This is a genomic window from Fusobacterium varium (genome assembly GCA_021531615.1).
Taxonomy (GTDB): domain Bacteria; phylum Fusobacteriota; class Fusobacteriia; order Fusobacteriales; family Fusobacteriaceae; genus Fusobacterium_A; species Fusobacterium_A varium_C.
In genome coordinates this window covers 26,486-39,662 of sequence record JADYUE010000020.1, presented here as the reverse complement: position 1 = coordinate 39,662, position 13,177 = coordinate 26,486, and the positions used below count along the sequence as shown (strand labels likewise).

Here is a 13,177-nt window from a genome sequence, read left to right as displayed (position 1 = left end):
AATTTTATCATAGAAAGCTATTTAAAGCATTTATTATTTTAATTTACAGACTTTTTTTCACATTCTCGATAAAAAAAGCCAAGTAAATCTAAATTGATCTACTCAGCTTATTAACATTATCTATTAAAAATACAACTTACTCCATTTTCCCCTTTACATCTATTACAAGAGATACATTTAGCTCTTGATCTATCTCCACTCTCCCATCTATTAGCTAAATTAGGCTCACGAATAAGAGGACGAGCAAAGGCAAAATACTCAATACTACTATTATTTAAAATCTCTTCTATGCTATCAATATCTCTATTTCCTCCAACAAGAACAACAGGAATATTGTTATCTTCAGCAATTATATTAGCAAAAGCTTTAAAATAGCTTTCTTCCTCTGGAGATGTAACTTTTCTAATAGCATTTCCTCCGCTGATTTCAATAAAGTCCATTCCCATCATAGCCATTCTTTCACATATCCAAGAGCTTTCTCCAAAGTTAAATCCACCATCTACAAAGTCATCACAGTTGATCTTCATACCAACTATAAAGTCATCTCCAACAGCTTCTCTAACTGAAAGATAAGTATCTATTAGAAGTCTACCTCTACCATCAACATCTCCTCCATACTCATCTTCTCTTTTATTAAATAGAGGATTTAAAAATTGACTGATTAGATATCCATGAGCAGCATGAATTTCAACTCCATCAAAACCACTCTTTTTAGCTCTTGCACTAGCATCTCTAAAAAGTTTTACTACTTCATCAATCTTCTCTTTTGACATCTCCACAGCTTCAATTCCTGTAATTGGATTGGTATGAGTAGAAGGTCCGTAGATTGTTTTCCCTAAATTAACATTATTTCTACCTTGAGATCCTCCAGCTACAAGTTGTATAAATATTTTAGCTCCATAAGAGTGAACCATATCTGTAAGCTTTTTATATTCTTCAATAAAGGAATCGTCATATATTCCCAACATATTAGGAGCAGGAATATCATCTGGATTTATAGTAACAAAACTTGTTATAATTACCCCTGTTCCCCCTTTTGCTAATTCCTCATATATGCTGAAAAGCTCATCAGTCATATGTTCATTTTTTGCAACTCCCTCCCAAACAGCACTTCTGAAAATCCTGTTTTTAATAGGAAGATTTACAAAGTTTGTTTTGTCAAAAATAGTTTTCATAGAAGCCACCCCTCAAAATACGTTTATGTTCTGAATACAAAAGAAATAAATTTAGTATCTTCTAGAAATCAATAATATATTAAATTTTTTAGAAAATATCTCCTCTCAATTTTATAACTACTTTTATTATTTCTTTTAATGATTCTTCCACTATTTCATTTATAACAATTATTTTATCCCTTGTCAATCTTTTAGTAAAATTTCATAGATGCTTATATTAGATTTTAAGTATAGTTATAGCTAAATTAAAAAAAGCTGTAAAAATTGATTAACAATTTTTAACAGCCTTACTTTTATGAAAAATGAAATAATTTTTTTAAGAATCCTTCTTTAACAGACTTTTTCTCTTCTATTACCTTTGGTTCTTCCAATATTATTTGATAAACATTTTTCTCAGCTTCTCTAATAAACTCCTCTTGTGAGTTTATCTTTCTTTCACTTTCTGAACTAGAAACAATCTTATACTCTCCATTAGGTTCTAATACTCTAGCCTTTTGATTGTCCTCTAAAATAGTTTTTATTTGAGAATTGATTCTCTCTTTTATATCTTTATCAAGAACTGGACAACCAACTTCCACACGATGCTCTGTATTTCTTGTCATCATATCTCCAGAAGCTATATAAAGAACTTGTTCATCTCCATCTCCAAAACTATATATTCTTGAGTGCTCTAAGAATCTTCCAACAACACTTACAACCTTTATATTTCTTGTTTTTCCCTCTGTTTGTGGAACAAGACAACAGATTCCTCTAACGACAAGAGTTATTTTTACTCCTAAATCAGAAGCCTCTGCCAGAGCTATTATAAGATCTTTATCAGTAAAAGAGTTACATTTTATAACTATTTTACCCTCTTCTCCTCTTTTAACTTTTTCTATCTCATTTTCTATATTTTTTAAGATATTTTGTTTAAAACTAGATGGAGCTACCCAAAGTTTTTTGTATACTCCCATAAGATTTCCTAAAGACATATTTTTAAAGAAGATATCTGCATCTCTTCCAATCTCTATATCTGAAGTCATAAGAGAGTAGTCAGTATACATTTTTGAAGTTTTTTCATTGTAATTTCCTGTTCCCACTTGAGTAATATGTTTGATCTCTCCATCTTTTCTATAAGTTATCATACAGATTTTTGAGTGAACTTTAAATCCGTCTGTTCCGTAGATTATATGGCAACCTGCCTCTTCTAATTTTTGAGCCCACTCAATGTTGTTTGTTTCATCAAATCTAGCTCTAAGCTCCATTAAAACTGTGACATCTTTTCCATTTTCCACAGCATTTATCAAATATTCTGCCAACTTAGAATCCTTTGAAATTCTATATAAAGTTATTTTTATAGATTGTACATCTTCTCTTTCTGATGCCTCTTTTATCAAATTTAAGAAAGGTTTCATACTTTCAAATGGATAGAAAAGTAGTAGATCTTTTTTCTCTATAAAATCTATCATACTATGTTTTTTATCTGCTATTGGATGAACAACTGGTGAAAAAGCACTATAAGAAAGTTTTGTTGTTATATTTGGTGGTAAAAAACTGCTGATATTAAATAGGTAACTTAAATTTATTGGACAATTAAAAGTAAATACTTGCTCCTCTGAAAGATTTAATCTTTGTAGTAGAGCATCTAAAAATTTCTCGCTAATTCTAGATTGTATCTCCATTCTAAGAGGTTCTAACTTATTACGAGTTTTTACAATTTGCTTCATATATTGTCTGTAATCAAGGTTTTCATCGTAGTTTTCTACATCAGTTTCTATATCCATATTTCTTGTTACACTCATAATAGAGCTTTCTTTTAGTTCATACATAGAGAAGATATTTTTTACAAAATGTAAAATTACCTCTTCTAAAAGTACATATCTTCCAAGTTCCTTATCTATCATAATAACTCTTTCCATATTATTTGGAACAGGTACCATTCCAAGTACCTCTTTTTTCTTATTAGATAGATAAACTATAACATTTAATTGTTTGTTAGGAATAAAGGGAAATGGATGCCAAGTATCTATAATCAATGGAGATAACATAGGAAATACATTATTAAAAAAGTATTTTTCTAGGTAAGATAACTCCTTTTTAGATAGATTTTTTATCTTCTCTTTTTTTAAATTTTCTTTTTCAAGAAGCTCCATAAGTTTATCAAAAACTTTATCTCTTTTTTGATAAAGTCTATTTGATATTTCATAAATCTTTTCAAGTTGCTCTCTAGCATTCATTCCTGTTTTTCCATCTACATAGTCTGGAACATATTTTATATAATCGTTCATTGTTCCAACTCTTACCATGAAAAATTCATCAAGATTGCTAGTGAATATTGCTAAAAATTTTAGTCTTTCAAGAAGTGGGTTATCTTCACTAACTGCTTCTTCAAGCACTCTTTCATTAAATTTTAACCAAGAAATCTCCCTATTTTCAATATAATTATTAAGATTCATTATTTTCTACCTTCTCTTCATCTTTTTTTATAACTCTATCAATAAAATATCCTTCTCTTACACCATTTTTACTAATGATAACTTTTTCTACACCAAAGGTATCAACAATTTCTCTTAAAATTACTGCTCCTCCTGCAAAAGAAAATATTCTTTCTGGAATCAATCTGTATAATTCTTTTGTTTCTTCACAAGTTCCACCATTTTTTAAAATATCTACAATATTATAAAGTTCCTCAACAAAGAAAGATTTATCCTCTAATGGAAGATTTTTTGATTCTTTTATAATATTCATACAAGCTCTTGATGAACCTCCAATACCATAAAGGTATTTATAATTTTGTTCATGCTCCCAATTTAACTCTTTAAGAGCTTCTTTTATAATTTTTCTCATTTTTTTAATCTCTTTTTCTTCTGGAACTATATGTTTTACAATTTTATTTTGAAGATTAAGAGCTCCTATTGGAATACTTGTTAATCTTTCTATCTCCCCATTGTTGAATAATACAATCTCTGTACTTCCTCCACCAATATCAACTAAAATTCCTCTTTCAAGATTCATTCCAGATTTTGCTCCAATAAAATCAAGTCTTGCTTCCTCTTCTCCAACTATAATTTCTGGTTTCATTCCTGTTGTTTTTTCAATCTCTTTCAATACTTCCTCTGTATTTGAAATATTTCTTAAAGAAGCAGTTGCAAAAACTGAATAATCCTTTATTTCAAAGTTTTCTAAACTTATTTTCAATTTTTGAAGTGTACGGCATAATTTTGTTATACCTAAAGCTGAAAGTTGACCTTTCTTTACATAACCAGTAAGCCCTACTATAATTTTTTTGTTTGTTATAAGTTTTACTGTGTTAGCTTCTTTGTTATATTTGAAAATAGAAAGCCTAATTGTATTTGAACCAATGTCGATTACTCCATACTCCATCTTCATTTCTCCTCCTTGAACTATATTTAATTCAAATTATATCTTTTCAATGTTAAAATAAATATAATTCAATGTAAAGATTGTGTAAAGTTTTACTTAAAAAAATAAGATGCAACTACACATTTGCATAGTTGCATCTTTATCAATTATATAAGTTTTCTTTTAAATTAAATTCCCCTCAATTATTTTAAGTGCTGTACCACCAATTAAAACTTTTACCTCACCATTTTCAATTTGGATTTTTCCTCTTATTTCACTTTTTCTTCCCATTTGCTCCCCTTGAATAACAGAGATCTCCTCTCTATCTTTTACTATTCCAAGAGAATAAAGATAATAAGTTAAAGCTCCATTAGAAGTTCCAGTTGCAGCTTCTTCATCTATGTCCACAATAGGGGCTAAATTTCTAGCATATAGTTGCTTATTTTCATCTAAATAAAATGGGTGTAATGAGATAATTTCTAACTCTCTACTTAACTCTTTTATTAAATTCATGTTTCCATCTATATTATCTAAAGCCTCTTTACTTTTTAAAGGTATCATCAAATCCCATACCCCTGTATAAGCTTTTACTATATCAATATCCTCTCTAAAATCATCTTTAGAAATATTCAGAGATTTAGCCAATTTCTCTCTATCTAAAATAAAATCTTTAGATAATTTTGGTGAAGCTTGATACATCATAATATTTTTAATCTTTTTATTTTCCATTGTTATTATAATTGGTAAAATTCCAAGATTTGTTTCTATATCAATTCTATTTTCTCCCTCGTTTACATCAATCATACCACTTTCCACAAGAGCTGTTCCATAGGCAATGGTAGCATGTCCACACAGATCAATCTCCTCTTTAGGAGTAAAAAATCTCACTTTAATCTTAGAACTATCTTTAAAAATAAAAACTGTTTCAGGATATCCCAATTCTCTAGCTATTAGTTGCATCTGATCTTCATCTAACCCCTTACCCTCTAACACAACTCCTGCTGGATTTCCCTTAAATTTCTCATTAGTAAAAGAATCATATATCCAAAGTTCTCTCTCCATATCCCACCCCTATAAGATTATTTTATCAATGTATTTTCTATTACTCTCATAAAGTTTTCATATGCTATTTTTCTAATATCTTCCTCTTTATACCCTCTTCTTCTAAGCTCAGCAATTACATCTTGAGCTTTTGAAGCATCTTCCAATCCAAGAGGATTCATATCTCTACCCTCTCTATCATCATATAGATACTCACAGAAATCAAAACCTATTCCAACATGTTTTACCCCTACTAAATCCACCATATGATCAATATGATCTACATATTTTGAAAGAGTTTGCTCCTCTTTATTGGCACTTACAAAGCCTTTAAAAGCCACTGCCCCTACAAGTCCACCTGTTTCAGCAATTGCTCTTATCTGCTCATCTCTTAGGTTTCTCACATGATCACATAAGCTTCTTGCATTTGAGTGTGATGCTATAATAGGCTTACTACTTGCCTCATAGATTCCCCAAAAGCTTTTTTCATTAGCATGGGAAACATCAACAACCATTCCCAATCTATTCAATTTTTTTACTGCCTCTATTCCAAGTGGAGTGATCCCTCTATTTTCATCTCCTCTAGCCCCTGTGGCTAAAGCATTTTGCTCATTCCAAGTAAGAGAGGCATGTCTAAATCCAAGAGCATAGAAAGTATCCAACCAATCAAGATTCTCTTTTATAGCTCTTAATCCCTCTATTCCCATAAGAACATTCATTTTTTCACTTACAAGCCCTCTGTTGAAATCCCCTTGATTTTTTATAATATTAAATAGATCTTGATTCTCTCTCAATTCGTGCATTGCAGAGTTTACCATAAACATCATTTCTTTTTCATCATCTACAACAACACTTTCATCATCAAGATAAGCTACAAAAATTCCTCCCATGATTTTTCCAGCATTAAATCTATCATAGTGATAATTTTTTACTATATTTTCTAACCCCTTTTTTCTTTTAGATGCCACATCAAACCAAATATCAGCATGTCCGTCAAAAATCTTCATTCTACTCACTCCCCTTTATATTAATTAAAAGAATATTATCTCTGCCTCTGCCTCATACCAAGGTCCTTCCTCGTCCTCTCCCTCAGTTATGAAAAACTCTATCTGTACATCTTCCAAAGTCATTCCAACTGAATGAAGCTCCTTGTCCTCATAAAACTCTATCTTTTTAAATTTTGTATTTTCCAACCTTTCAGCTATATCCTCTCTCATCTCAGCAAGTTCAAGAAGATCCTCCTCTAATGTATATCCCATTTTCTCAAACTCTCTAGCTATTGTTCCTATTCTCTTTGTTAATTTTTCAGATAACATATCTCCTCCATACAAACCATTTTATATTAAAATTTAAATAATTTTTTTACTCTTTTCACCCTTTTTATAATCTCAAGGGCAAATTTTATCTTTTTTATCTCAAAAGGAATCTTATCTAATGCCCTTTCCATTTGAGCCTCTATCTCCTGTTCTGTCAACTTTTTTTTCAAACTTATCCCCCTTTTTCCTTATCTAGTATAATTATACCCTATTCCCTAAAAGTTTCAAATAAGATTTTTCTGTTTTTTTCTTACATTTTTTAATAACAAATAGAAATTCAAATTTTTTTATGTTATAATTTTAATGATGATTATCTAAAAGATAGATGATTTAAAATTAATTTTATTTTCTAAAGGAAATTTATTTTTATAAAGTAAAAATAATAGTATAATTAATCAATAGTTGGAGGTTGTATTTTGGACTTAACATTTTTTAAAGGAATTATTACTGGCTTAATTCTTTCGCTTCCTTTTGGTCCAGTTGGAATATATTGCATGGAAAAAACATTGGTAGAGGGTCAAAAAGAGGGGTATATATCCTCTCTAGGAATGGTAACCATAGATGTTGTTTATGGCTTAACAGCTCTTTTGTTTCTTAACCAAGTAGAAGATATTGTAAAACAATATGAGTGTTACCTTGAAACAGGTATAGCTGTATTCCTTTTAGTTGTAGGATTGAAAAAAATGTCAAATAAGATGAAACTAAAAAAAGTTGAAGCTGATCCTGTTGGGCTAATTCAAAACTATTTTACAACTTTCTTTATAGCTCTTGCTAATATTTCAAGCATTTTTACCATTATGGTTATTTTTACAACTTTAAGACTTTTTGATTCTGATAGTGAGTATATACCTTTTATGGTAAGTAGTGGTATTTTCATAGGTGGAGCTTTAGAGTGGTTTACAACTACATATCTTCTTTCTCACTGGAGAAGAACTATTACTGAGGAAAATTTAATAAAAATTTCAAGAATATCAGGATTAATAATTTTTGTTTTTGGAATAATAACACTTTTTCATTCATTAAATCAAATCATTTTTAGATAAGAATCAAATTTAATATTAAAGGTGGTTTTATATGAATAACATTAACAACGAGTTTTCAAAATACCTTGAATATGATGAAAACAACAAAAATACTACAATAGCTGTGGCTATGAGTGGTGGTGTAGATAGCTCAACAGTGGCATATCTACTAAAAAAACAGGGGTACAATGTAATCGGTATCACTATGAGAACATGCAAACCTGAAGATGAAGATGCTAAAAAAGTTTGTGATGATTTAGGGATTCCTTTCTATCTTCTTGATGTAACAAAGGATTTTAAAGAAAAGGTAATTGATTATTTTGTAGATGAATATCTGCATGGAAAAACTCCAAATCCATGTATGATATGTAATAGATATATTAAGCTTGGTAAACTTATTGATTTTGCTCGTTCTAAAGGGGCAGATTTCATGGCTACTGGGCATTATACTCAATTGAAAGATGGTGTTCTTTCTATGGGTGACGATATGGGAAAAGATCAAGTTTATTTCCTTTCTCAAATGAATAAAGAGAATCTAAAATATCTAAAATTCCCAATAGGAGATTTAGAAAAATCAAAAGTTAGAGAGTTAGCTGAGCTTTTAGGAGTAAGGGTTTATGCTAAAAAAGATTCTCAAGAGATCTGTTTTGTTGAAGATGGAAAATTAAAAGAGTTTTTAATGGAAGCTACTAAGGGAAAAGCAGGTAAACAAGGAAATATAGTTGATACAGATGGAAAAGTTTTAGGAAAACATAAAGGGTTATCTTTCTATACAATTGGACAGAGAAAAGGGCTAGGAATAGCAGTTGAAAAACCTCTTTATGTTGTAGAACTAGATTCAAAAAGAAACTGTGTTGTAGTTGGAAGCAATGAGATGCTTTTCAAAGATAGTTTAAAAGCTGAAAAAATCAATCTTATCTCTATGGATAAAATAGAGGATTTAGACAACTTAGAGTGTTGGGCAAAAACACGTTCAAGAGATCAACTTCACAAATGTAGACTATCTCTTTTAGCTGATGGAAACATAGAGGTTCACTTTATAGAAGAAAAAGTTAGAGCTGTTACACCTGGACAAGGGGTTGTTTTCTATGATAAAGATAGAAAAGTAATAGCTAGTGGATTTATTTTATAATAAAAATTTTAACTCCAGTATTTGATTGCTGGAGTTTTTTTCTAACAATTTAAAGTATTTACCCAGCTATTCAAATTCTACAAAAATTATCTAGTTTAAAGTTTAATTTCCATGATACTAAATTATCTTTTAAAGTTCAGTTTTCAAAACTTATATTTTTAATATCAACTAGCCTCCATACTAGCGAATAAAGAATCCCTATTGCTCATTCCGTTGAAAATGCAAAACTCGGCTTCGCCTCAAACACGTTGCATTTTCTTAACTGCATTTCGCTGAGGGCTTCTAATATTCTCTAGTGAATTACGGCTTTAGTTGATATTAGGGGAGAACTTTTCTTTTTATATACTTATAAGTAATAGGTGAGTAGTAACAATTTAAAAATATTTTTTCGATATTTCACTCAAATGAAAGTAAAGTTATAAATTACAAATTTTGCATTAGAGAAGTTTATAAAGAATATATTTATATATCAATATTATAATGTATATAAATAGTTAAAATAATTAGAAAAAAGAACAAAAAAAATAAAAATCTAGTGGTAATAATCCTTTTCTTATGCTATAATTATTTCATAAGTGAATTATAAATTCTTTTATGTCAAAACTTTGTTAAAAAATAATTAACAAAACATTTTTAAGGAGGGAGAACTATGTTTAGTTATCTTCAAAAAATAGGAAAAGCTTTGATGGTACCAGTAGCAGTACTACCAGCAGCAGCAATTTTAATGGGAATTGGATATTGGATTGACCCAACTGGGTGGGGAGCTAATAGCCAACTTGCAGCATTCTTAATAAAAGCAGGAGCTGCAATTATAGATAATATGCCTATATTGTTTGCAATCGGTGTTGCTTTTGGACTTTCTAAAGACAAAAATGGAGCTGCAGCTCTAGCAGGGTTAGTGGCATTCCAAGTTGTTACAACTTTACTTTCTACAGGAGCAGTAGCTCAATTAACTGGTGTTCCAGCTGATCAAGTATCTCCAGCATTTGGAAAAATCAACAACCAATTTGTTGGAATCTTATGTGGGGTTATAGCTGGGGAATTATATAATAAATTCCATACACTTGAACTACCTAAGTTCCTTTCATTCTTTAGTGGAAAAAGATTTGTTCCAATTATTACTTCAGTAGTAGCAATTGTAGTATCATTTATCTTACTATATGTTTGGCCAGCAATTTACAGTGGTCTTGTAGGATTTGGAATCAGCATTGCTAAAATGGGACCAATCGGAGCAGGAATTTATGGATTCTTTAATAGATTATTAATTCCAGTAGGATTACACCATGCACTAAACTCAGTATTCTGGTTTAACGTTGCTGGAATCAATGATATAGGAAGATTCTGGGGACCTCAAGCAGCAGCTTATGAAGGATTACCAGAAGCTGTAAAAGCAACTTATCATGTAGGAATGTATCAAGCTGGATTCTTCCCTATTATGATGTTTGGATTATTAGGAGCTTGTTTAGCATTTATTAAAACTGCAAAACCAGCTAATAGAGAAAAAATCAAATCTATCATGTTAGCAGCAGGATTTGCAAGCTTCTTTACAGGAGTTACAGAACCAATCGAATTTGCATTCATGTTTGTTGCACCTGGACTATATTTAATCCATGCAATTTTAACAGGAATTGCAGTATTTATAGCAGCTACATTTAAATGGATGGCAGGATTTGGATTCTCAGCAGGATTTGTTGATTTCTTCCTATCTCTACGTAATCCAAATGCAAATAGCCCATATATGTTAATCGTTTTAGGATTAATATTCTTCGTACTTTACTACTTAATCTTCAGTGTTGCTATTGCTAAATTCAATATCAAAACTCCAGGAAGAGAAGATGAAGATGTTGAAGATGTAGTTGAAGTAAGTGGAGCATCAGACAATGCTCAATTAGCAGCTATTTTACTTCCATTATTAGGTGGAAAAGAAAATATCGTAATAGTTGACAACTGTACTACAAGATTAAGACTTGAAGTTAAAGATAGTTCAATAGTTAAAGATGCAGAAATTAAAAAATATGTACCTGGTGTATTAAAACCAAGTCAAACTGCAGTTCAAGTAATTGTTGGACCACAAGTTGAATTTGTTGCTGATGAATTAAAAAAATTAGTTTAATATAACTTGAATTAGAGAGCCACAAAATTGTGGCTCTTTTCTATTTTTTGAAATAAATATTAACAGTTTAAATTATCAAAAAATAAAAAAGCCCACTTTAAATAGTGGAACTTTATTATTAATATAACTTTGAATCAGGATACTCAGCAATCTTTCTATATCTTTGTCTAATAACAAAATATTCTATTCCTACTAAAAGATAACCAAAAGATGCTACTAAAAATGCCTCTTTATGAAATATATTATAAGCTTCTATTCCAAAAAATCCCCCAAGCATAAATGAAACAATTGTGAAAACACAGAAATATATCTTCCATTTGTCCTCTTTTTTTCCTTTTAGATAATGCCCTATATATACTCCAGCATCTGTTAAACTTCCAGTAATATGAGAGGTTCTAACTACAACCCCTTTATAAGAAACAAACAATCCATTTTCTACTCCAATCATAAATGGTAGGTAGTAGAAGAAAAGAATTGTATCATAAGCAAATATATACATCAACATAAGCCCTAGCCCTAAGCTTATAGAAGCATAACCATATCTTCTTTTTAAGTTGAACTCTCTTCCTTCAACTAAGTATCCAGATATAGTAGTTCCTATTACAAAGGCAAAAACTATAGAGATAATTTTTAATACTTCTAAAAAATTTCCACTGATCATATTGATTGCAGCTTTTGAAATGTGTCCTGTAAAATGTGAAACAGTATAGGAATATTTTACAATTGAAATGGCATTTATATATCCCCCTAAAAAGCAGAGCATATAGATCCAATTTAGCAACATTTTGTTTAAAACTTTCATACTAAACCAACCCCAATAACTATTAATTAATTTTATATTATATATATAATATTACAATGTTTTCTAAGAAAAGACAACTATAAAAACAAAAAGTTTTATAATTTATAGAAGAATTAAAAGAGACTACCTAAATTGAATATCAATTTATAGTAGTCCCCTATATCATTTCTATTTAAATAAATACTTAACTAAATAAAAATTATAGATAAGCTAACATCAATTTAACAGTTTCCATAACTCCATCAATATGAGTTCTTTCATAGTGGTGAGAAGCATCAACACTTGGTCCTATGCAACCACATCTAAAGTCAAATCCTTGTAATACAGCAGCACTAGCATCTGAACCATATCTATTATATACATCTACTGTATATTGAACTCCAGCCTCTTCAGCAGCTTCCATAAGTCCTCTTCTTACATGTAAATCATATGGAGTTTTAAAGTCTTTAGCAGCGATACTAACCTTTCTTTCATCTCCAAGAGCATCTTCTCCTACAAGTCCAATATCAAGAGCTATAAACTCATCTAGATCTTCAGGAATTACAGATACTCCATGTCCGATTTCTTCATAGTTAGAGAAGTATACATATAAACCAGTTTTTGGTTTTAATCCAAAGTCTTTAAGAACTTTTATATATCCTAAAATTTGTGCTACACAAAGTTTATCATCTAAATATCTTGATTTAATATACCCAGTTTCAGTTATTCTAGTACGAGTTTCATATGAAACAAAATCTCCTACTCTAATTCCAAGTTTTGCTGTATCTTCAGCAGTTTTTACATCATAATCAAGTCTTACTTCCATAGTTTCAGCTGTTCTAGGCATCTCTCTAGCTACATCTCCATAGATATGTACAGATGATTTTATAGGAAGTAAAGTTCCTTCATATTCTCTTCCATCAAGAGTATGAACAGTAAGATTTTCACCTTCTACACCTGCCCAAGGACAACCACCAACATTTATAAGCTCAAGTCTTCCATTAGATTTGATTTTTTTAACAACTGCTCCAAGTGTATCAAGGTGAGCAGAAATCATTTTTTTATAGTCATTGTCTTCCCCTTCAATGTACCCTATAATTGCTCCTTTTTTTGTAAAGCTATATGGAACACCTAATACATCAAGTTCATGTGCTACTCTGTCCATTACAACATCAGTAAAACCAACTGGACTTGGTATTGAGATAAGATCCACAGTTGTGTCTAAAATATACTCAAGATGAGCATCTAAATTGAT

12 protein-coding genes are annotated in these 13,177 nt (G+C 30.2%); 3 read left to right on the top strand and 9 right to left on the bottom strand.

The window, feature by feature from the left end; all coding sequences use genetic code 11:
• Positions 1–116: 116 nt before the first annotated feature.
• From I6E31_07665 to I6E31_07635, 7 genes are all read right to left on the bottom strand, one after another.
• Entirely contained in the window at positions 117–1,175 is a 1,059-nt protein-coding gene (locus I6E31_07665; GenBank protein MCF2639847.1) for an NADH:flavin oxidoreductase, read from the bottom strand.
• A 293-nt stretch (positions 1,176–1,468) separates the two neighbouring features.
• On the bottom strand, positions 1,469–3,610 hold the full coding sequence (ppk1, locus tag I6E31_07660) for a polyphosphate kinase 1 (protein ID MCF2639846.1): 2,142 nt from the start codon (positions 3,608–3,610) through the stop codon (positions 1,469–1,471).
• On the bottom strand, positions 3,600–4,544 hold the full coding sequence (locus tag I6E31_07655) for a rod shape-determining protein (protein ID MCF2639845.1): 945 nt from the start codon (positions 4,542–4,544) through the stop codon (positions 3,600–3,602). Before I6E31_07655 ends, ppk1 begins: the two co-directional genes overlap by 11 nt.
• A 156-nt stretch (positions 4,545–4,700) precedes the next feature.
• Positions 4,701–5,579 (bottom strand): PhzF family phenazine biosynthesis protein, encoded by an 879-nt coding sequence (locus I6E31_07650; protein ID MCF2639844.1) that lies wholly within the window; start codon positions 5,577–5,579, stop codon positions 4,701–4,703.
• Positions 5,580–5,596: 17 nt separating this feature from the next.
• Positions 5,597–6,565: a dipeptidase gene (locus I6E31_07645; protein MCF2639843.1), complete on the bottom strand. Its 969-nt coding sequence runs from the start codon at positions 6,563–6,565 to the stop codon at positions 5,597–5,599.
• A gap of 24 nt (positions 6,566–6,589) precedes the next feature.
• On the bottom strand, positions 6,590–6,874 hold the full coding sequence (locus tag I6E31_07640; GenBank protein ID MCF2639842.1) for a hypothetical protein: 285 nt from the start codon (positions 6,872–6,874) through the stop codon (positions 6,590–6,592).
• A 26-nt stretch (positions 6,875–6,900) separates the two neighbouring features.
• Positions 6,901–7,044 carry a hypothetical protein gene (locus I6E31_07635; GenBank protein MCF2639841.1) on the bottom strand — a complete coding sequence of 48 codons (144 nt, stop codon included), beginning with the start codon at positions 7,042–7,044 and terminating at the stop codon, positions 6,901–6,903.
• Between the two features lie 246 nt (positions 7,045–7,290).
• Between I6E31_07635 and I6E31_07630 the strand changes: the two genes are divergently transcribed.
• From I6E31_07630 to I6E31_07620, 3 genes are all read left to right on the top strand, one after another.
• Positions 7,291–7,917, top strand: a complete 627-nt coding sequence (locus tag I6E31_07630; protein ID MCF2639840.1) for a LysE family transporter — start codon at positions 7,291–7,293, stop codon at positions 7,915–7,917.
• 31 nt (positions 7,918–7,948) lie between these two features.
• Positions 7,949–9,028: a tRNA 2-thiouridine(34) synthase MnmA gene (gene mnmA / locus I6E31_07625; protein ID MCF2639839.1), complete on the top strand. Its 1,080-nt coding sequence runs from the start codon at positions 7,949–7,951 to the stop codon at positions 9,026–9,028.
• Between the two features lie 649 nt (positions 9,029–9,677).
• On the top strand, positions 9,678–11,141 hold the full coding sequence (locus tag I6E31_07620; GenBank protein MCF2639838.1) for a PTS transporter subunit EIIC: 1,464 nt from the start codon (positions 9,678–9,680) through the stop codon (positions 11,139–11,141).
• A gap of 118 nt (positions 11,142–11,259) precedes the next feature.
• On the opposite strand, the gene I6E31_07615 is transcribed toward I6E31_07620, so the two are convergent.
• The gene (locus I6E31_07615; GenBank protein MCF2639837.1) at positions 11,260–11,904 is read right to left on the bottom strand and encodes a DUF1275 domain-containing protein; all 645 of its coding nucleotides are present in this window, start codon (positions 11,902–11,904) and stop codon (positions 11,260–11,262) included.
• 238 nt (positions 11,905–12,142) lie between these two features.
• Positions 12,143–13,177, bottom strand: a complete 1,035-nt coding sequence (locus I6E31_07610) for a M42 family metallopeptidase (GenBank protein MCF2639836.1) — start codon at positions 13,175–13,177, stop codon at positions 12,143–12,145.